The sequence below is a fragment of the Actinomyces gaoshouyii genome (assembly GCF_002076915.1).
Lineage (GTDB): Bacteria > Actinomycetota > Actinomycetes > Actinomycetales > Actinomycetaceae > Actinomyces > Actinomyces gaoshouyii.
This window is the reverse complement of the sequence record NZ_CP020468.1, coordinates 1,073,751-1,094,596: the sequence shown is the minus strand read 5'-3', so window position 1 is coordinate 1,094,596 and position 20,846 is coordinate 1,073,751. Positions and strand designations below refer to the sequence as shown.

At 73.5% G+C, this 20,846-nt stretch carries 11 protein-coding genes and 1 riboswitch; of the genes, 3 read left to right on the top strand and 8 right to left on the bottom strand.

Features of this window, described 5'->3' with window-relative positions:
* Positions 1 to 30: 30 nt before the first annotated feature.
* Both B6G06_RS04450 and hisG read left to right on the top strand, forming a co-directional pair.
* Entirely contained in the window at positions 31 to 294 is a 264-nt protein-coding gene (locus tag B6G06_RS04450; RefSeq protein WP_080462620.1) for a phosphoribosyl-ATP diphosphatase, read from the top strand.
* Between the two features lie 17 nt (positions 295 to 311).
* Positions 312 to 1,157, top strand: a complete 846-nt coding sequence (hisG, locus tag B6G06_RS04445; protein WP_080462619.1) for an ATP phosphoribosyltransferase — start codon at positions 312 to 314, stop codon at positions 1,155 to 1,157.
* A 102-nt stretch (positions 1,158 to 1,259) separates the two neighbouring features.
* Here hisG and B6G06_RS04440 read toward each other — a convergent pair whose 3' ends face one another.
* Positions 1,260 to 2,327 carry an ABC transporter substrate-binding protein gene (locus tag B6G06_RS04440; RefSeq protein ID WP_081171153.1) on the bottom strand — a complete coding sequence of 356 codons (1,068 nt, stop codon included), beginning with the start codon at positions 2,325 to 2,327 and terminating at the stop codon, positions 1,260 to 1,262.
* A 62-nt stretch (positions 2,328 to 2,389) separates the two neighbouring features.
* Positions 2,390 to 3,229, bottom strand: a complete 840-nt coding sequence (locus B6G06_RS04435) for an ABC transporter permease (protein ID WP_081171151.1) — start codon at positions 3,227 to 3,229, stop codon at positions 2,390 to 2,392.
* 128 nt (positions 3,230 to 3,357) lie between these two features.
* Positions 3,358 to 3,499: riboswitch (FMN riboswitch) on the bottom strand.
* Positions 3,500 to 3,691: 192 nt separating this feature from the next.
* On the opposite strand from B6G06_RS04435, the gene B6G06_RS04430 reads away from it, so the two are divergent.
* Positions 3,692 to 4,633, top strand: coding sequence for a DMT family transporter (locus B6G06_RS04430; RefSeq protein ID WP_081171149.1), 942 nt, complete (start codon positions 3,692 to 3,694; stop codon positions 4,631 to 4,633).
* Here B6G06_RS04430 and B6G06_RS04425 read toward each other — a convergent pair.
* The 6 genes from B6G06_RS04425 to B6G06_RS04400 form a co-directional block, all read right to left on the bottom strand.
* Positions 4,613 to 5,206 (bottom strand): isochorismatase family protein, encoded by a 594-nt coding sequence (locus tag B6G06_RS04425; protein WP_080462615.1) that lies wholly within the window; start codon positions 5,204 to 5,206, stop codon positions 4,613 to 4,615. The two genes, B6G06_RS04430 and B6G06_RS04425, sit on opposite strands and share 21 nt — an antisense overlap.
* Before the next feature lie 96 nt (positions 5,207 to 5,302).
* Positions 5,303 to 5,863 carry a holo-ACP synthase gene (locus B6G06_RS04420; RefSeq protein WP_420807199.1) on the bottom strand — a complete coding sequence of 187 codons (561 nt, stop codon included), beginning with the start codon at positions 5,861 to 5,863 and terminating at the stop codon, positions 5,303 to 5,305.
* A complete protein-coding gene (gene putP / locus B6G06_RS04415; RefSeq protein ID WP_081172204.1) occupies positions 5,856 to 7,340 on the bottom strand; it encodes a sodium/proline symporter PutP in 1,485 nt (494 codons plus the stop codon). The genes B6G06_RS04420 and putP overlap by 8 nt, the downstream gene beginning before the upstream one ends.
* Before the next feature lie 176 nt (positions 7,341 to 7,516).
* Positions 7,517 to 16,981: a type I polyketide synthase gene (locus tag B6G06_RS04410; RefSeq protein ID WP_081171147.1), complete on the bottom strand. Its 9,465-nt coding sequence runs from the start codon at positions 16,979 to 16,981 to the stop codon at positions 7,517 to 7,519.
* Between the two features lie 116 nt (positions 16,982 to 17,097).
* The gene (locus tag B6G06_RS04405; protein WP_373284821.1) at positions 17,098 to 18,666 is read right to left on the bottom strand and encodes an acyl-CoA carboxylase subunit beta; all 1,569 of its coding nucleotides are present in this window, start codon (positions 18,664 to 18,666) and stop codon (positions 17,098 to 17,100) included.
* Between the two features lie 69 nt (positions 18,667 to 18,735).
* Positions 18,736 to 20,616: an ATP-binding protein gene (locus B6G06_RS04400; protein ID WP_080463369.1), complete on the bottom strand. Its 1,881-nt coding sequence runs from the start codon at positions 20,614 to 20,616 to the stop codon at positions 18,736 to 18,738.
* Positions 20,617 to 20,846: the final 230 nt, after the last annotated feature.

Below are 20,846 nucleotides of genomic sequence, written 5' to 3'. Positions count from 1 at the left end.
ATGCGCGCCGGCGTGGACTAGCCTGACGCCATGACACGCTTCGAGGACCTTTTCGCGCAGTTGCAGGAACGGGCCGCCACGCGGCCCGAGGGCTCGGGCACCGTAGCCGAGCTCGACCGCGGCGTCCACTTCATCGGCAAGAAGCTTGTGGAGGAGGCCGCGGAGGCCTGGATGGCCTGCGAGCACGAGTCCGATGAGGCAGCCTGCGAGGAGCTGTCCCAGCTGCTCTACCATGCCCAGGTCATGATGATCGCCAAGGGCTACACGCTCGACGACGTCTACAAGTACCTGTGAGCCGGAGGACCATCACCATGCTGCGCATCGCAGTCCCCAACAAGGGCTCCCTGTCCGACCCCGCGATCTCACTGCTGAGGGAGGCAGGCTACCGCGCGCGCCGCACCGGGCGCGAGCTGGTCCTCCTCGATGAGGCCAACGACGTCGAATTCTTCTTCCTGCGCCCCCGCGACATCGCCGTGTACGTCGGCCAGGGCACGGTCCATGCCGGTATCACCGGCCGCGACCTCCTCCTGGACTCCGGCGTCGAGGCCACTGAGCACCTGCCCCTCGGCTTCGCCCGCTCCACCTTCCGGTTCGCCGCCCCGGTCGGCGCCATGAGCGATCTCACCGATATCGCGGGCAAACGCATCGCGACCTCCTACGACGTGCTCGTGCGCGCATTCCTCGCCGAGCGGGGCATCGAGGCCGCCACCGTCCACCTCGACGGCGCCGTGGAGTCCTCCGTGCGGCTCGGCGTCGCCGACCTCATCGCCGATGTCGTCGAAACCGGCACCACCCTGCGCGCCGCCGGGCTGGAGGTCTTCGGCGAGCCGATCCTCGCCAGCGAGGCGGTGCTCATCACCACCGAGGCTTTTGCCGGTGAGCCGGGGCTGGCCACTCTTGTGCGGCGCCTGGAGGGCGTCATGCGGGCGCGCTCCTACGTGCTCATGGACTACGACGTGCCCATGAACCGCCTGCACCTGGCCACCGAGATCACACCGGGCATCCAGTCCCCCACGGTGTCCCCGCTGCAGAACCCGGACTGGGTGGCGGTGCGCTCCATGGTGCCGCGCGCGGATATGAACCGCCTCATGGATGAGCTCTACGAGGTGGGCGCCCGCGCGATCCTCGTCTCCGAGCTCCTGGCCTGCCGCCTCTGACAGCCGCGTCCGGCTCCCTCTGAGTCCCTCTGAGCCATCCCGGCCCTCGGGGCGCGCGCTGAATCTCCAGTCCGCCCAAGGGCTGGATCCGTCGCCCGCCCGTCAGGCGGCGAGCAGCGGCTGGCAGACGACGTCGGCGGTGACCGCCGTCGAGCCGAGGATGCCCTGACCGCCCAGGAAATCGATCATGGTGGCCGCCTTGGCCTGCTCGAGTGCCCCGATGGTGGTGTCGGAGCCCCGAGGGGCGATGAGCTCGGCCGTGGCCACGGCGACGGCGCGGGCCCGCGCGGCCTGGGCGTCGTCCACCAGGTCGGGCACGTACTGGCGGGTCGCGGCCACTGCGGCGTCGGGGTCGGTCACGAAGGCGGCCATGCCGCGCGAGGAGGCCATGACGGCGGCGTCGAGCTCGGCGCGGCGCGCTTCCAGGACTGCCCGCGTGGTGACCAGGGAGGCACCGATGAGGGGGATGTCATCACCGACGGGGATAGTGCGCACGGCCACCCCTGACTCCTTGAGGCCGACGGCGTCGTTGTTGGAGAAGCCGATGATCGCGTCGGGCCTCGAGGCGTCCCCCGTGTCGGGCTTGGGCTGGGCGAGGGCGGCCTGCTGGGTGAAGCCGATCTCGAGGATCGTCAGGTCGGACTCGCTCAATCCCGCGCTCCGCATCGCCACCTGGAGGGCGTACCAGTTCTCCCCCGTGCGCCCGGGCAGACCCACGACCCGGCCCTCGAGGTCGGCGAGCGAGGCGACGGCGGAGTCCTCGCGGGCGATGACGCATCCCGGGTAGCGCTGGTAGTAACCGCCGATGACCACCAGCGGCGAGTCGTTGGAGGCCGCGACCACCGCCTCGTCGGCCCCGGCGATGACCATCTGCTCGGTGCCGGCCAGCAGCGCGTCGAAGAGCCCCTCGGAGCCGCCGTGGTGGCGCAGCTCGACGGACGACTCGTAATCCTTATTGGCCAGGGCCATGTAGAAGGGCGCGAACTGGATGTTCGGCGTGTAGGTCAAGCCGATGGTCAGCGCTCCGCCCGTCGCCGCGCCGCCGGATCTGAGGACCTGGGAGGCGGTGCCGGACGAGCAGGCGGCCAGGGCGCCGCCCCCGGTCAGGGCCAGGGCTGAGGCGATGAGGCCCCTGCGGGTGAGGCGGGGGCGGGAGGGCTGGCTGGTCACGGTATTCTCCTTGGGCTGCGCGGGTCGCGGGGCGGTTCGGTCGGGTCGGCGCTCAGAGGCGGTCAGGTGGCGCGCCGCCCGCGCAGGGCGGCGACGGTCCGGCTGCGGTGCTCGGCAGCCAGCAGCAGCCAGTGGACGGTGGTGGCCATGGCGCACAGCAGGGTGATGGTGGCGAACAGGCCGGTGGTGTCGACGGCGTCGCGCTGGATGGACAGCAGCTGTCCCATGCCGTCGCCACCCATGACCATCTCTCCGATGACGGCGCCGGTGATGGACAGGGTGAAGGCCGTGCGCACGCCGGCGAGGATCGCCGGCAGGACCATGGGCGCCTCCATATGGATGATCATCGTCCAGCCGTGCGCGCCGTCGAGGCGGGCAGCGTCGAGCACGTCGGTGTCCAGCCCGCGCAGGCCCAGCAGGATGGCGACGGTGATCGGGAAGAAGACCATGAAGGCGCACAGGACGACGATCGGCACGGTGCCGTAGCCGATCCACAGGACGAGCAGGGGGGCGATGGCGATCGCGGGAACCGCCTGGCTGGCCGCCACGTAGGGCAGCACCGCGCGGCGGAAGAGCTCCCAGTGGTGCAGCATCCAGGCCAGGGGGATCGCGAAGGCGGCCGCGCCGGCGCAGCCCAGCACCGCCTCGCGGAGCGTCACCCAGGCGTAGTCGAGCAAGCCGGCTTTCGTGGTGGCCATCCACAGGCGCTCCAGGACGCGCAGCGGGGCCGGCAGGAGGATCTGCGGGATGGCGCCGCTGCGGGATAAGGCGAGCCAGAGCAGCAGGACGACGGCGCCCACCAGGAGCGCGGGCAGGGGCCCGCGGTGCTCGTCACTCCGTCGCCTGCCGCGCCACGAGGGTCGTTCCGCGCTCGTGGCGCTGGGGCTGCTGCCGCCTGGCACGTCGGTTCTCCTCCGGGCTCCCCCCCCGGGTGGCCCCAGGGGCGCTCTCCGGGGTGGCGGGCCAGCGGCGCCCGTGGCGGCCGGCGCTGGTAGCTCCTGCGCGTGGCCGATCCGGCCCACGCGGCCGCCCCGTGCTTCCTCCCATCCGGACTCTCACCGTCGGTGCCGGAATCCCACCGGCTCAGCCGAGCCGATCCGCCCGGCGAGCGGAGGGCTCGGGTCGCGGACTCTCACCGCCGGCTCGGATTTCCACCGACCCCGGAGCACGTTGCTGAGGCGACTCTACCCCGAGGAGGCCCGCGCGGCCCAACGGCGCGATGGAGGCGCACCATGTGCGCATTGGTCCCATGACGAGGTCGGCCGGGCGCGCCGAGACACCGCCGGACCGGTGAGTGCGTGGTGTCGGATCTACTATCGGGAGGAGTAAGCTGCTCCTTCTCCCATCTCGCCCCGGAGGTCGTCATGCCGCGCAGTGCTGCGACGCCGTCGTACCGCACGGTCGGACCAGCACTCCTCCCCACGGCCTCCCTGCTCCTGGTCACTGCGATCTGGGGATCGACCTTTTTCATGCTCAAGGACGCCCTCGGCCTCGTGGGGGCGGCGGACTTCCTGGCGGTGCGCTTCGCGATCGCGGGAGGCGTGGCCTGCGCGCTGTCCTGGCGGCGCCTGCGCGCGCTGAACCGGGGGCGGGCGCTCACGGGGATCGGCGTGGGCACGGTCTACGGGCTGGCGCAGATCGCCCAGACGGTGGGGCTGCGCTACACGCCGGCCTCGACGGCGGGATTCGTCACCGCCCTGTACGTGGTCATCACGCCGATGCTCGCGCTGGTGCTTCTGGGCGCACGCGTGTCCCGGGCGACATGGGTGGCGGCCGTCCTGGCGCTCGGCGGAGTCAGCGCGCTGAGCCTCGACGGCCTCGCCGTGGGCGCGGGCATCCCACTGCTCCTGGCCTCAGCGTTCCTCTACGCGTTGCATATCGTGCTCCTGGGCTCCCTCGTCCAGGGGCAGGACCCCCTGAGCCTGACCGCGCTGCAGATGCTCGGAATCTGCGCCGTCCTGTGGCCGGCGGCGCTGCCGGGAGGGGTTCGCGTGCCAATGGTGCGGGGCGTGTGGGGCCCGCTGCTGTGGATGGCGCTGGCCTCGGGCCTGCTGGCCCTCCTCCTCCAGACCTGGGCGCAGGCGCGGATGAGCGCGACCCGGGCAGTGGTGGTGATGACCTTCGAGCCGGTTTTCGCCTCGCTGTTCGCGATCCTCGCCGGTCAGGAGCCCATGACCTGGCGGCTCCTGGCCGGCGGCGGGCTGGTGCTGGCGGCGATGCTGCTCTCCGAGCTCTGGCCCGTGGTCCGCGCCGAGAGCCTGGCCCGGCGGGGCAAGCGGGTGGCCTCAGAGATCCGCTCTGCCTGAGTCCAGAGCCTCCACACCGGCGACGGCTAGCTCGGCAAGGACCGTCGGTGCGCTGCGCTCGCTGACGGGCGCCGTCAGATCGGTGAGCACCCGGGTGGTGTAGCCCAGGGCCGCCGCTTGGAGGGCGGTGGCGCGCACGCAGTAGTCGAGGGCGAGCCCGACGACGTCGACCGCGCCGATGCCGCGCTCGCGCAGCCACGGGTCGAGGTAGGTCCCGGACGTCGGCGCGTCGAGACCCTCGAAACCCGAGTAGGCCGCCGAGTACTGGCCCTTGTAGAAGGCGGTGGCGCCAGGGGCGGCGGAGGTGATCTCGGGGCGCAGAGCGGCATCATCAGTGCCTGCGGCGCCATGAACGGGCCAGGTGCCCACGAAGTCCGGGGAGGCGGAGAAGTGGTCGCCTGGCTGGATGTGCCAGTCCTGAGTGGTGACGATCACGGCGTAGTGGGCCCCGGCCCCGCCGGCGAGCCAGGCAGCGATGCGCCCGGCGACGGCGGTGCCTCCCGCGACGGCCAGGTTGCCGCCCTCGCAGAAGGTGTTCTGCACGTCAACGATGATGAGCGCGCGCTTCGTCATCGTGGTCTCCTCTCCGACAGTGTCTTGCCCTCCGGCCTAAAAGTTATCGGCTTCCGCCCGGAGACGGTACCGTCCCGGCAGGCGCGGATCGGGTGATCAGGCTCCGGCCCACAGGACGATGGCGGCGGCCCAGTCCCCGTCATGGGTCAGGGAGACCGGCCAGTGCCCCGGGGACGCCGCCCCGGCCCCGAGGCTCGACTCGACGGCATCGGCGATGGCGCCGGTCAGGTTCAGGGACGGGCGCCCCCAGCGATCGGAGACGAGCTCGATCTCGCGCCAGTCCACGGACTCCGGGGCGATGACCGGCGCGGCACCGCCGCTTTCCCGGTCCTCCCGGGCCCTGGCGACGAGCGCCTGGCTCCAGGCCTTGATGAAGGACTCCTTGGCGGCCCACCTGGCGGCCAGGGGCTCGGCGACCAGCGCACCGGCGCGATCGGCACGGCGCTGGGCCTCACGCAGCTCACGAGCGGTGAAGGCCCGCTCGGCGAAAACGGTCCCGGGGATCGTCAACTGGTGAGCCAGGCCCGGCACGTGGACGAGGTCCATGCCCACTGCGCCCACGACGCCCGGAAGAGTGCCTGGGCCCTCGGCGCTGCGCGCGCTGGCGCCGGAGCCGGGCGCGCCCGACGCCTCGGGCAGGCGGGGCACCTCAGCCACGGGAGGCGGCGACGGCGCGGGAGAACTCCTCGTCGACGTCGGGGGGCGGGGTGCCCAGGCGGGAGATGCCCCAGGCCACGGCGAGATTCACCAGGAAGCCGGGGACGATCTCGTACAGGTCGAAGATCCCGCCGGGGCCGCCGTCGACGTTGCCCCAGATGATGACCATGAGGGCGCCCGCGGCCATGCCAGCCACGGCTCCGACGGAGGTCAGGCCGCGCCAATAGAGGCTCAGCAGGACGGTCGGGCCGAAGGAGGCCCCGAAGCCGGCCCAGGCGAAGGCGACGAGGGCGAGGATCGTGTCGTTCTGCTCCCAGGCCATCACCGCCGCGACGAGGGCGACGACGAGCACCGCGCTGCGCGACATGATGATGAGGTGCCCGCCCGCCGGAGGGGTCCTGCGCAGCACCCGGTAGAGGTCCTCCACGAGGGCCGAGGAGGTGACGAGCAGTTGGGAGGAGACCGTGGACATGATGGCCGCCAGGATCGCGGCGAGCATGAAGCCGGCGACGAGCGGGTGGAACATGAGCTGGCCGAGTTCGATGAAGACGGCCTCCGGGTCCGCCAGGCGCGAGGGGTCGCGCCCGTACTCGGCCACGCCGACCACGGCGGTGCCGGCGGCGCCGGCCACGGCGAAGAGCATCCAGCCGATCCCGATGCGCCGGCCCTGGATGGCCTCGCGCGGGGTGCGGATCGCCATGAAGCGCACGATGATGTGGGGCTGGCCGAAGTAGCCCAGGCCCCAGGCCAGCGCTGAGATGATGCCAATGGTGGACACCGAGGGCCCCCACAGGTCCCAGTAGCCGGGATCGACCTCGCTGACCCGGTCGGCCAATCGGGAGGCGCCTCCGGCGCGCGCGATCCCCGCGATGGGCACGGCGAGCAGCGCGGCGACCATCATGAGGCCCTGGACGAGGTCCGTCCAGGACACCGCGAGGAAGCCTCCCACGAGCGTGTAGAGCACGGTGATCGCGGCGACGAGCGTCATGCCGAGCCGGTAGTCCATTCCGAAGGAGGACTGGAAGAAGACGCCTCCGGCCACCATGCCGGAGGAGACGTACAGGGTGAAGAAGATGAGGATGATGAGCCCGGAGGCCCAGCGCAGCAGGCGCCTGGGGTCGTGCAGGCGGTTGTCCAGGAAGCTCGGGATCGTGATGGCGTCCCCGGCGACCTCCGTGTAGGCGCGCAGCCGCGGCGCGGTCACCTTCCAGTTGACCCAGGCGCCGATGGTCAGGCCGACGGCGATCCAGGCCTCCACGAAGCCCGAGGCGTACAGGGCGCCGGGCAGGCCCATGAGGAGCCAGCCGGACATGTCCGCCGCGCCCGCCGACAGGGCGGCGACGAAGGGGTTGAGGTCGCGCCCGCCGAGCATGTAGTCATCGATGTCGTTGGTACGGGTGTAGGCCCACAGGCCGATGATGATCATCGCGACGAAGTAGATGATCATGGCGATCGCCTGATAGGTGGTCTCGCTCACGGGGGCCTCCAGGGGGTGGTCGGTGCGGGGCGATTCTCGGGCGCGCGTCATTGACGACGGCGCGGGATCCCGGCACATGAGAAGAGTAGGACCGAAGTCCCTGGCTGTCTAGGAATGGTCACGGGCGCGGGCCCGGCGATCCCCCCGGGGGATCGCCGGGCCCGCGCCGAGCGGGGTCACTCCCCCGCGTGGTAGACGCCGTCGGCGCCCAGTCGGGCCTCGGGGTCGAGGAGCATGGCGGCCTCGACCTCATGCGGGTCGCGGTTCTTACCGGCCTCGCCGAGGCGGCGTCCCTGGATCTGCTCGAAGAGCTCGACGCGGCCGATCATGCCGGCGCGGCGGCGGCGCGTGCCCGCGGCGAGGCGGGCATTGGCCGAGGCGAGCCAGGTGTCAACGGCCTCCTGGCCGCCGGCCTTGCGCAGGGCCGCCTCGAAGGCGCCGGGGTGAACCAGGGCGATGAGGCCCGAGACGTGCCCGAAGCCGAGGGAGGTCAGCAGGCCCGCGCGCACGGGACCGGCGCCGGGCACGCGGCCCGTCTCCCCTCCGCGGCCGGCGAGCCGCATCGGGGTGCGCGGCCACACCCAGAAGGCGTCCTTGGCCAGCGGGGCGTCCACGACGTCGAGGGAGGCGTTGCCGGGCGCGATGCCGGTGGCCAGGATCTCGGTCAGGCCCGCGACCTGGAAGACCGCGGCGCCGCCCTTGGCGTGGCCGGTGATGGTCTTCTGGGAGACCGCCACGAGCGGGTTGCCCTCGGAGCGGCCCAGTGCCCGCGCCAGGCGGGTGTGGAGCTCGGACTCGTTGGGGTCGTTGGCGCCCGTGGAGGTGTCGTGCTTGGAGACCAGGGCGATGTCGTCGGCCTCCACGCCGAGCGAGCGCAGCGCGCGCGCCAGGCGCGAATCGGTACCGCCGCGGCCGGCTCCCAGCGCCCCCAGGCCCGGGGCCGGGATGGAGGTGTGGGCGCCGTCGGCGTAGGAGGAGACGAAGCCGACCACGCCGGCCACGGGCAGGCCCAGGCGCGCTGCCACGGAGGCGCGGGCCAGGATGACCGTCCCGCCGCCCTCGGCCTCGACGAAGCCGCCGCGGCGGCGGTCGTTGGCCCGCGAGAAGTGACGGTCGGAGATGCCCTTGGCGCGCATGGCGGCCGCCTCGGCGGTGGCGCTCATGTTGCCGAAGCCGACGACCGACTCGATCGAGATGTCGTCGATGGCGCCGGCGATGACGACATCGGCCTTGCCCAGGGCGATCTTGTCCCAGCCCTCCTCGATGGACACGGCCGCGGTGGCGCAGGCGCTCACCGGCTGGACCATGGAACCGTAGCCGCCGATGTAGGACTGCATGACATGCGCGGCGACGACGTTGGGCAGGGCCTCCTGGAGGATGTCGCTGGGGCGCTCCTCGCCCAGCAGGCGGCCGACGAACATCTTGCGCATGGACTCCATGCCTCCGAAGCCCGTGCCCTGCGTGGAGGCCACGTCGGAGGGATGGACGGCGGTGAGCAGCTCGGCCGGGGTGAAGCCGGCGGCGAGGAAGGCCTCGACAGCGGTCACCAGGTTCCAGGAGGCGATGGTGTCCATGCCCTGGACCATGGCCGCCGGGATGCCCCAGCGCTCGGGGTTGAAGTCCACCGGGAACTGGCCGCCCACGGTGCGCGACAGGGCCGCGCGGCGCGGGACGCGGGCCAGCGACCCGGCCAGGCGGGTGACTGTCCACTCGCCGGTCCCGGCGTCGGGGGCCACGAGGGTGTGCTCGGGGTCGGAGGCCTCGATGGCGCGGGCCGCGGCCTCGTCGGGCACGCTCAGCGTGATGTCGTGGTCGAGGTAGACGGCGACCTCCTCGTCGGCGATGGTGGCGATGACGCCGTCGTCGACGAACTCGCGGATGCCGCAGCGGGCCACGACCTCGTCGCGGTAGCGGGTCCAGATGTCCTCCTCGGGGACGCGCTCGCCGTCAGTGTCGTACCAGCCGGCCTTCGGCGAGTCGTACCAGGTGAGCAGGCCCATGCCCCAGGCGAGCTCGAGGACGCCCGCGGCGGTGAGCTCAACGTCCTCCCCACCGCTCATGCCCAGCTCCGCCTCGCGGCGGGTGCGCCCCGAGCCCCAGGTGGAGATCTCACCGGTGGAGACGATGACGACCATGTCGTCCAGATCGGTCTCCACGTCGCCCCACTGGGGGGCGGTGGGCTGGGTGGGCACCACCGGCGAGGGCAGGGCGCGGATCTCGGCGCGCTGCTCGGCGGGGGCGGCCTTGGCGGACGCCAGGGAGGCCGCGGACTCGCGCAGGGCGACGAGGTCGATGCCATCGCCCAGTCCCCCGGTCAGGTCGGCCTCGACGGGGCGCTCGGCGGCGCGGGCACGGGTGGCGCGATCGCACAGGCCCATGAGCTCGGCGGCCATCTCCTCGGTCGACCAGGTGCGCACCCCGGCGGCCTCAACGGCGGCGACCAGCGGGTCGTTGCCGCCCATGAGGCCGGTCCCGCGGACCCAGCCGATGCGCGGGTGGGCCAGGGTGACCCGCCCGGACCAGGCCGACTCGGAGGACCAGCGGTTGACGATGGCGTCGAGCGCGGCCTTGACCTCGCCGTAGGCGCCGTCGCCGCCGAAGATGCCGCGGTTCGGGGAGCCGGGCAGGACGACGTGCAGGCGGTGATCCACATGCGTGTCGGTGCCGATGGCGCTCAGCGCGGCGATGCTCCGCTCGACGCTCCACAGCAGGAGACGGGTCTGGGACTCGGCGGCGGGACCTGCGTCGGCGAGGGTCCCCATGACCCGGGGGGCCGCGAAGGGGAACAGGAGGGTCGGGACGAGGGCCTCCTTGACGACGGTGGTCGTGCCCCCTGCGGTGACGGCCTGCTCGTTGCCGATCCAGTCGGCCAGGGCGTCGACGTCGCGGTAGGAGGCGAGGTTGGCGGGCACGATCCACAGTCGGGCGCCGGCGGAGGCGTGCTCGCGGTACAGGCGCGTGGCGAAGGCCAGGCGCTCGTGGCTCAGCCGTGAGGAGGTGGCCACGACCGTCGCACCGCCCGCCAGGAGCTCACCGGTGACGGCGGCGGCGATGGAGCCTGGGGCCACGCCGGTGACCACGGCGACGTCCTCGGCCCAGCGGATGGCCGCGTCACCCCGAGTGGCGGTGGTGCGGGCGGCGGACGCCAGGGAGGCGGCCAGGGCAGCGCGCTCCTCGCGGTCGGCGCGCTCGCCGGCGCGCAGGGTCCGCGCCCACCAGTCGGCCTGATCGGCGACGGCCCGGCCCAGGCCCGTGAAGGCCTCGGGGCGCAGGAGGCGGTGGGCCTCGGCGAGGTCGAGCTCGCCGTTGCCCAGGCGGGCCAGGTCCTCCCGGGCGCTCGCCCAGCGGTCGTCGATGAGGACGGCGCGGGCGGGTTCGAAGGCCGGGGTGACGGACTTGACCCAGCCGGGGCCGAGCTCGGCATCGATCGCCGCGAGGGCGGCGCGGGTGGCGGCGGCCTCGTCGTCGGCGTCCGCGGGGATCGTCACCCTCTCGGACAGCCCCAGGGCGTCGAGGATGGTGCGGGCGGTGGCGGCCAGCACGCCGGAGGAGCCGGTGACGGTGGCGGCGAAGGCGTCCAGGGCGGCGGAGTCGACCACCGCTCCCCCGGCGCCACCGGCGGTGGAGGGCTTGGCGACGCTCACCCCGTGGGCGCCGGCGACCGCCAGGACGGCGGAGTCGATGAGGGCGTCGACGGCGCCGGCGCTGGTCAGCGGCGCGGAGGAGCCGAGGCTGGCCAGGTCGTCGCCGCGCATGGAGGCGCCCTCGCGGGTGCCCAGCATGAGCTCTGCGGTGACGTGGGAGACCCATCCGTCGCCCAGGCCCCAAGTGCCCTTGACCCGCTCGCCCACGCGCGTGGCGCGCACGCCCGAGGGACCGAGGATGCGGCCCAGGCCCGTGCGGATCGCGTCGGACAGGACCGGCCCGAAGGCCTTGTAGCCGGGGGCGCCCTTGGCGACCGTGGCGGCCAGAGCCGTCATGTCGGCGTCGGCGGCGCCGTCGATACTGGCGAGCTGGAGCTCCGTTCCCAGGTCCATGAGGAGCTGGTTGCGACGGGAGGAGACGCCATTGGTGAGGGTCTCGGTGGTGTCCGTGGCGCCGATCTGCTCGGGGCGGATCCGCGAGGCATGCGCCAGGAGGACCGTCAGAGCGTCGGTGGCGCCGAAGGGCAGATCGTCCACGGGGCCAGTGGCGGCGGGCGCCGCGGCGGCGGACTCGGCGGCCGGGGCGGGGGCCTCCTCGACCAGGGCCGGAGCGCCCTCGGCCGGCGCCGTCTCGGGAGCCGGGGCGGGGGCCTCCTTGACCGGCTCGGTGAGCTCAACGGCGGGGTCGGTGTCGGTGGCGAGCACGCGGGCCTCGTCGCGGCGGGCGTTGTGGACGGTCACGTGGCGCCCGGCGTGGGCCGGGAGCTTGAGGGTGTTGCTGGCCAGGTTCGCCAGGGTCGGGGAGGCCGCCAGGCCCACCTCGACGACGTGCTCGATGCCGAGCCCGCCCTCGGCGGGCGAGCGCAACAGCACGTCCTGCGTCTCGATCCAGCGCACCGGGGAGGCGAACTGCCAGGCCAGGAGCTCGATGAGCAGGAGGCGGGCGAGCTCGGTGCGGCGCGCCGACCAGCTGTCCCAGTCATCCAGGGCGGCACGGACCTGCTCGGAGGGCACGACCTCGAGGATCGAGGCGGCGAACTCGCGGGTCAGCGCGAAGGGGCGCGCCACGAGGTTGGGCACGTAGCGGTTCTCGAGGCGGTCGACGTCGAGGTCGGCCGGGACGAGCTGCTCGAGGCGGGCGCGGAACTCGGCCACGCCGGGGCGCAGGACCTCGGAGTGGAAGGGCACGTCGATGCCGGGCACGAGCATGAAGGGGTTCTTGCCGCCGCGGGCCTTGGCCTTGGCGCGCGCGTCTGCGGCCAGTGCGTCCAGGCCCTTGATGGTCCCGGCGATGGCGTACTGGACACCGGCCAGGTTGTAGTTGACGATCTGCAGGAACTCACCGGTCGCCTCGGAGATGGAGGCGACGTAGGACTCGACGTCCTCGGCGCGGATGCCGGCCTGGTTGGGGCGCAGGGCCCCCATCCGGTAGTCGGAGGCTCCGGTCTCGTCGCGCGGGACGAGGGAGTGCATCGTGGAGCCGCGCTGGAAGACGATGGAGATGGTGGTCTCCACCGGCATGACCCGCCCGTAGGAGGACAGGGCCGTGTACTCGCCCAGGGAGTGCCCGGCGAAGGCGGCGCCCTCGACGAGCGCCCCGGCCTCGGCCAGGCGCGCCGTGGAGGCCATGGCGACGGTGGCGAGGGCGACCTGCGTGAACTGGGTGAGGTTGAGCAGGCCCTCGGGGTGGCGGTAGGTGACGCCCCGGGCGGTCATCTCGGTGGGGTTGTCGCGCACAAGGGCGATGACGGAGAAGCCGAGCTCGGCGCGGGTGTGGGCGTCGGCCCGCTCCCAGACCTCGCGGGCGGCCTTGGACGAGGCGCGCTCGTCCAGTCCCATGCCGGCGCTCTGGATGCCCTGGCCGGGGTAGATGTAGGCGGTGGGCTCGGGCAGGGTGACGGCGGTGCCGCGCGAGACGACCTCGCCGTTGACGCGGCACACGGCCTCCAGGATGTAGCCGCCGCCGCGCACGAGTCCGGTGCGCTCGACACTGATCTCGACGGCGTCGTTCAGCTCGACGGGGCCGGTCATGACGTAGGTCCAACCGGCGAGCTCGTGGTGGGTGCCGTCGGCCGCGGCCGCGGCGGCGACCTGCTGGGCGGTGGCGGACAACCACATGCCGTGCACGAGCGGGGCGTCCATGCCGGCGACCTTCGCGGCGTGGTAGCTGGTGTGGATGGGGTTGAAGTCACCGGTGACACGCGCGAAGGCCGTCATATCGGCGGGCGCGGTGACGGTGGCGCGGCGCAGGAGACGACGGGCGGCCGGCGCGGTCTCGCGGCCGGTCCCGCCGGCGGGTTCGGGGGCCGAGGGGACGGCGGTCCCGGAGGCGCGGCCGCGGATGGCGAAGCGCTCGCGCAGCAGGGCGATGAGCTCGCCGTCGTGATCGCCGCCGGAGCAATCGGTCATCTGCAGGCGCACGTCGACGACGCGGCCGGCGCTTGACTCCTCCAGGGCGGCGACCCAGCCGTCGACCTGCACGTGGGCGCCGGCGCCCGCCCAGGCCTCGAGCTCGTCGAGGGGGCGGCGCAGGTCGATCGTGTGATCGAGGTGGACGGCGCCGAGAAGTCCCTCGATGAGCGGCATGCCGTCCTCGACGACGCTGCCCAGGGCCGCGTAGACCACGGGCCAGGCCGGGCCGAGAAGGGCATCGGGCACCAGCGGCGCGGCGGACAGGTCCGTGGGCAGCGCGTCGGCGGTCACGGCGGCGTGGTCGTGGCCGAGGGTGTCTGCCAGCGTGAACTGGGCGTGGACGGTGCCGAAGGGCTGGGAGACCGGGCGGCCCAGGGCGTCGGTCGCGCCGTCGGCGGCGGGGCGCACCTGGGGGAGCCGCTCGACGAAGTCGCCGGTGATGGAGGTGGCGCCCACGCCGGCGGTGACCCGCAGGAGGTCGTTCATGGTCTCGCTGATGCGGCCGGGATCCACCAGGGGGACGGCGCCATCGGCGGCGCGGGCCAGGCGCAGGGGGATGACGAGGCGGCGCACGGCATGGATGGCGTCCCCGCCAGGGGTGGAGTCCCAGTGCGTGTCGAGGCGGATGTCGAGGTCGTAGGCATCGGCCGCGACATCGGGGCGGGCGGTGACGACGTATGCCTCGTCGGGCAGGACCCGGGCGGGGTTGATGGACAGGTGCCCATTCCACAGCACGTGCGGGGAGGTGCGCACGAGGGCGAGGGCGTCGGCCACGGGGACGGAATCGGGCCCCCAAGCGACGCCGATGCGGCCCGCCGCATCGCCCGGCTGGGCGCCGGCGGCCATCAGGGCCTCGACGGCGGCGGTCTCGAAGCGGCCGAGCAGCTCGCCGACCGGCTCGTTGATGGTGGTGATGCCGGCCACCGCCACGGGGCCTGGGATGATGCGGACCTGGTCGGCGGTGTATCGCGGGTCCTGGGACTGCCACAGGGAGTCAGTGCCCCACCAGCGCAGGATGTCGGCGTCGACGACGGGCACGAAGGGCACCGGCTTGGGGTGCTTGCGGCACAGGTCGACGAACCAGGCGGCGTCGATGGGCTCGACACGGGTGGTCGCGGCGCTCGGGTAGGCGCGGCGGAGAGCGGACAGGGCCGCATCGGAGTCGATGACGTCCTCGTAGTCGGCGAAGAGCGTGGCGATGGAGCCGCGGTCCGCGGGCGACAGGCGGGCCTCGACGCGGTGCAGGAGGTCGAGGAAGCGGTCGTACCAGCCCTCGTCGGCCCAATCGGCCTCGACGGCGGCGCGCCCATCATGAGGCGCGACGCACAGCTCGGCGTAGCGGGTGGCCCACTCCAGGTAGGTCATGGTCTCGACGTCGCCGAAGTAGGGCTTGGCGGTGCGCGAGAGGGCCTCGATCATCTCCTCACGGCGCTCGGCCATGGCCGCCTCGTCGCCGGCGAGCTCCTGGATGAGCCGGGAGGCGCGGGCCGAGGAGTTGTCGATCTCGTAGAGGTCGGCGCGCAGGTGGGACAGGCCCGAGGTCATGCCGCCGATGGAAGCGCCGGAGGCGACCCATCCGCCCTCGTTCGCCGGGTCGATGCCGGGGGTGTCGACGAGCAACTGCTTGACGTCGTCGTTGGTCCTGGCCTCCAGGCAGGTCATGGCGGCGGTACCGACCATGACGCCGTCGACGGGGGCCGCGGCGGTGCCGTAGGCCAGGGCCCAGCGGCCGGTGAGGTAGTCGGCGGCGCGCTCGGGGGTTCCGATGCCCCCGCCGACGCACAGGACGACGTTGTCGACAGCGCGGATGGCGTCGTAGGTGGCCAGGAGCATGGTGTCCAGGTCCTCCCACGAGTGGTGGCCGCCGGCGTGGCCGTCCTCGATCTGCATGATGACGGGGGTGTCCTCGTTGGCGCGGGCGATGGCCAGAACCTGGCGGATCTGGTCGACGGTGCCGGGCTTGAAGGCGATGTAGGGGAAGCCCTCGGCATGGAAGCGCTTGAGCAGGGCCGTGGCCTCCTCCAGCTCGGGAATGCCCGCCGAGATCGTGATGCCGTCGACGGGGGCGCCGCCGAGGCGGGCCTTGGACAGGAGCCTCTGGGCGCCCAGATGGAGGTTCCACAGGTAGCGGTCCATGAACATGGCGTTGAACGCGGCGGTTCGGCCGGGGTCGAGGAGCCTGGTGAGCTCGGCGATGTTCTCGGTCAGGACCGGGCCAGTGGTCTGCCCGCCGCCGGCGAGCTCGGCCCAGTAGCCGGCGTTGGCGGCGGCTGCGACGATGGCCGGGTCGACGGTGGTGGGGGTCATGCCGGCGAGCATGACGGCGCTGCGGCCGGTCAGGCGGGTGAAGGCGGTGTCGACGGTCAGGCGCCCATCGGGCAGGCGGGTCAGGCGCGGGGAGAAGCGGGAGCGGTCGACGGTGCGGGTGGGTTCGGCGCCCTCGCGGTCGAGCTCATCGAGGGCGGAGGCGGTGCCCGCGGCCACGATGGTGGAGCCGGTGCCGGCGAGGACGGCCTCGGTGAGGCGGGAGAGCACGGTGCCGGGGCCGAGGTCCACGACGGTGCGCGCCGGGGCGCCCCCGGTGCTGGCGGCCTCCAGGGCGCCGGTGACGATGGCGGGCCAATCGACGACGTCGATGAGGACGGCCCCGGCGAGCCGGCGGGCCGCGGTCCGGTCGAGGCCGCAGCGGCCCGCCCACTGGACGACATCCTCGACGGCGGGGGCCAGCAGCGGGGTGTGGAAGGGCACGGAGGTGGCCAGGAACTCGGTGACGGGGGCGAGGACGGCGCCGCCGAGGCGGCGCTCCTTGCGGGCCTTGGCGCTGCGGGCGGCGGCCGCTTCGAGGGCCGTGACGACCTGCTCGAGGTCGGCGGGGCGCCCGGAGAGGATATGGGCCTGGCGGCCGTTGATGACGCCGACCGAAATGCCCGCGGCGGCGGGGACGCGCGCGAGCACGGCGTCGAGGACCTTGCGGGTCACGCCGCGCACGGAGAGCATGGGGGTGGACTCGCCCACAGTCCCCAGGTCGAGGCGGCGGGTGGTGCGGGCGGCGGCGGCGCCGATGAGCCGGGCGATGGCATGGATCTCAACGGCGCGCTCCTCGCGCTGGTCAGCGGGGCCCTGAAGGGCGTCAAGCAGGGCGACGCCGAGGACTCCCTGGGAGTGCCCGATGACGCCTGCGGGGCGCGCGGCGGTCTCGCCGAGGGCGTCGAGCCCGCACGAGCGCATGGTGTCCAGGGCGGCGTGCTGAGCCAGGAGGATGCCGGGGACGGAGACGTCCGCGGTGTCCGCGGCGGCGGCGCCCCTGCCGGAGGGGGCGGGGGTGACGGGCGCGGCGACGTCGTCGAGGAGGCGGGCCCCGCGCGGGGAGATGGTGAGCAGCTCGGTGGCCACCGGCGCGAGGCGCTGGGCGACAGCGGCGTCGATGGAGGCCAGGCGGGCCGAGAGCTCGCGGTCCAGCCCGGCGAGCTCGTTCAGGACGGCGCGCCAGGGGGTGGCCTGGCCGCCGAAGGCCAGGACGTAGGGTTCGCCGGCGCTCAGGCGGGCGGCGGTGGTGCGGGCGATCGGGGTGGTGGAGTGGCTCATATCTTCCTCGTAGTGGCGGCAATGGGTGGTCGTGCTGGTCTGAGCGGCGCGCTGCGCGAGCGGCCGCGCGGGGCGGCCGGAGCCGCTGGCTGGCGCCGCGCCCTGGTTCGGGAGCGTCATAGGGGGACGTTGTCGTGCTTCTTGCGGCTCCCGGCGCGGGCCCCGCGCTTCGCGCGCAGGGCCGCCAGGGACTCGGCGATGACGCCCCGGGTCTCCTCCGGGGCGATGACGGCATCGATCTCCCCGATGGCCACGGCCTTGTCCGGGTTGATGACGGCGTCGGTGTAGGCGGCGGTCAGGCGCTCCTGCTCGGCAGCGGCGGCCTCGTCGCCGGACTCGGCGCGCACGGCGGCGAGCTCGCGGCGGTGGATGATGCCCACGGCCCCGGCGGCGCCCAGGACGGCAATCTCAGCGCCGGGCCAGCAGAAGTTGAGGTCGGCGCCGATGGCCTTGGAGCCCATGACGATGTAGGCCCCGCCGTAGGCCTTGCGCAGGATGACGGTCACCAGGGGGACGGTCGCGGTGGCGTAGGCGTTGATGACCTTCGCCCCGCGGCGGATGATGCCGGCGTGCTCCTGCTCGGCGCCGGGCCGGTAACCGGGGACGTCCACGAGGGTGACGACGGGCAGGCCGAAGGCATCGCAGAAGCGCACGAAGCGGGCGAGCTTCTCGGAGGCGGCGGTGTCCAGCGTACCGGCGTCGACGAGGGGCTGGTTGGCGACGATGCCCACGGGGTGGCCCTCGAAGCAGGCGAAGCCGACGACGACGTTGGGCGCGTACTCCTCCTGGACCTGGACGAGCTCGCCGTGGTCGACGATCGCCGAGACCACATCGACAACGTCGTAGGCCTGGCGAGTGGAGGCGGGAACGAGGGTGCCGACCCGCGCGGCCGAGGCGGCGTCCTCCTCGCGGTCGGCGGGGGTGTACTCGTACAACGGGGCCTCGAGCTCGGCCGAGGAGGGCAGGTAGGCGAGCAGGGTGCGCACCTGGTCGAGGGCATCCGCCTCGTCCTCGGCGACGTAGTGGACGACCCCGGAGACGCTGCCGTGGACGCGGGCCCCGCCCAGGTCCTCGGCGCTGATCGACTCACCGGTGACGGCGCGCACGACGTCGGGGCCGGTGACGAACATGTGGGAGGCCTCGCGCGTGGCGATGACGAAGTCGGTCAGGGCCGGGCTGTAGACGGCCCCGCCGGCGCAGGGGCCGAGGATGACGCTGATCTGGGGCACGAGGCCGGAGGCGGCGCAGGTGCGGTTGAAGATGCGCCCGTACTGGCGCAGGGCGCCCACGCCCTCCTGGATCTTGGCGCCGCCGGAGTCGATGAGCCCGACCACGGGGATGCGCAGGCGCAGGGCGTCGTCGAGCAGGCCGACGATCTTGTCCCCCTCCACCGAGCCCAGGGCGCCACCGGAGACGGAGAAGTCCTGGGAGTAGACGGCGACCTGGCGGCCGTCGACCTGCCCGAAGCCGGTGACGACGCCGGAGGGGCGGGCCTTGGCACCGGCGCCGGAGCCTGTGTAGCGGCCGATCTCGAGGAAGGTTCCCTCGTCCAGGAGAGCGTCGATGCGCTCGCGGGCGGTCTGCTTGCCCTTGGCGTGCTGGCGGGCCGCGGCGGTCTCCTCGGCCTGCGCGTCGATGCGGGCGATGCGCTCGCGGAAGGCCTGGGTGGCCGCTGAATCGGCCATCGTCGAGCCCCCGCCGGCCGCGGGGGCGGCACCCGTGGCCGGCGCCGGGATGGCGGTGTCTGTCATGGCTCAGGCCTCCTTCTGGCCGGTGGTGGTCTCGTCGGCGAAGCGGATGAGGACGTCCCCGGCGCTCACAGTCGTCCCGGCGCTCACGGCGATCTGCTCGACGACGCCGTCGTAGGGGGCGTGGACGTAGTTCTCCATCTTCATGGACTCCAGGACGATGAGGAGGTCGCCCTCGGCCACCCGCGCGCCGGGCTCGACGCAGATGCGGGTGATGATCGCCTGCATGGGCGCGGCGATGACGCCCTCGGCGCTCTCGGCGCTCTCCGCCCCGGCGCGGGCGGCGCGCGCGCCGCGGCCGCGCAGGGGCTGGCCCCGGTGGGCGGGGCGCGAGCCACCGTCGGAGCCTGCCATGCCCCCGCGGTGGCCGTGCCCGCCGAGGATGCCGTCGGGGATGGTCAGGGAGACCCGCTGGCCGTTGACCTCGATGACGTAGGTGGAGCGGGTGCGGGTGGAGGCCGCGGCCGGGGCGGAGGCCTGGCCGCCCGCGGCGACGGGGCCCGCGGTCGCGGTGCCGTCCCCCGGGGCGCCGGTGGCGAGTCCCGGCAGGACGTCGTTCTCGATCCATCGGGTGGTGACTCCGAGCAGGCCGGAGGCATCCGGCTGGGTGAAGGCGGGCATGCCCAGGACGGCCTCGTGCAGGGCGGCGCACACGGTGACGCCCTCGACGACCGTCTCGGCCAGGGCCCGCCGCGCGCGGGCGAGGGCCTGATCCCGGGTGGCGCCGGTGACGACGATCTTGGCGAGCATGGGGTCGAACATGGGGGTGACGACGTCGCCCTCGACCACCCCGGACTCGATGCGGATGCCGGGGCCAGCGGGCCAGCGCAGGCGGGTGATCGTGCCGGTGGAGGGGGCGAGCCCGGCGGCGGGGTCCTCGCAGGTGATGCGCAGCTCGATGGAGTGCCCGCGCACCGGCGGGACCTCGCCGAGGCGTCCCCCGGCGGCAACGCGCAGCTGAAGGGCGACGAGGTCGACGCCGGTGACCTCCTCGCTCACGCAGTGCTCGACCTGCAGGCGGGGGTTGACCTCGAGGAACCACAGGTCGCCGTCGGGAGTCAGGAGGAATTCGCAGGTGGCCACGCCCACGTACCCGACGGTCTCCAGGAGGCGCCGGGAGGAGTCGACGAGGGTCTCATGGATGCCCTCTGGCAGGAAGGGGGCGGGCGCCTCCTCGAGGAGCTTCTGGTTGCGGCGCTGGAGGGTGCAGTCGCGGGTCGAGACGACGGCGAAGGCGCCGTGGGAGTCTCTCGCGCACTGGGTCTCGATGTGGCGGGCCGCGGTGACGAAGCGCTCGAGGATGAGGGTGCCGCCCCCGGCACTGGCCGACTCGAACGCGGGGGTGGAGCGGGCCTCGTCGTCGTTGGACAGGACCGTGATGCCGCGGCCGCCCCCGCCGTCGGTGCGCTTGAGGGCGACCGGGTAGCCGTGCTCGGCGGCGAAGCCGATGACGGTGGAGGCGGAGGTGACCGGCTCGGTGATCCCGGGCACGGGGGCGACGCCGGCGCGCTCGGCGGTGGCGCGGGCGCTCATCTTGTCCCCCAGGGCGTCCATGGCCTCGGGGCTGGGGCCGACCCAGGTGATGCCGGCGCCGGCGACGGCGCGGGCGAAGTCGGCGTTCTCGGACAGGAAGCCGTAGCCGGGGTGGATGGCATCGGCGCCGGTGGCGCGGGCCAGGGCGAGGATGGCGTCGGCGTCGGTATAGGCGGAGCCCCCGGGAAGGGCGTGGGCCTCATCGGCGAGCTCGGCGGCCGGGCTCATGAGGTCCTCGGGCGTGTACGGCAGGATCGAGGTCCCTCCCAGGTCCCTGACGGTGCGGATGACTCTCAGAGCGATCTCGCCGCGATTGGCGATGAGGACGCGGGAGGGGTACTGACCGTGTGTCACCGATGGCTCCTTGGGGCCGTCGCCCGGTCGGGCCGATCGCCGCCGCTCCTCCCCGCGGTGGGCGCGGGAGGGGGCGGGCTCGGGCCGGGCTGCCGGCGGTGTCGACGTCGCATCCCGACGGGTGCCGGGTGCGGACCGCGCGGGAGGCCTGTCGGAACAGACAGCCCCTGCGGCCATGCCCCACGCTACGTCCCAGGCCCGCCGAGAACCGATTGTGGAATCCTCACAAA

Bases quoted from the DNA above. Each gene is read 5' to 3' on its own strand.
- B6G06_RS04450 (WP_080462620.1), top strand. From the start codon at position 31: ATGACACGCTTCGAGGACCTTTTCGCGCAGTTGCAGGAACGGGCCGCC.
- hisG (WP_080462619.1), top strand. From the start codon at position 312: ATGCTGCGCATCGCAGTCCCCAACAAGGGCTCCCTGTCCGACCCCGCG.
- B6G06_RS04430 (WP_081171149.1), top strand. From the start codon at position 3,692: ATGCCGCGCAGTGCTGCGACGCCGTCGTACCGCACGGTCGGACCAGCA.
- B6G06_RS04425 (WP_080462615.1), bottom strand. From the start codon at position 5,206: ATGACGAAGCGCGCGCTCATCATCGTTGACGTGCAGAACACCTTCTGC.
- B6G06_RS04410 (WP_081171147.1), bottom strand. From the start codon at position 16,981: ATGAGCCACTCCACCACCCCGATCGCCCGCACCACCGCCGCCCGCCTG.
- B6G06_RS04405 (WP_373284821.1), bottom strand. From the start codon at position 18,666: ATGGCCGATTCAGCGGCCACCCAGGCCTTCCGCGAGCGCATCGCCCGC.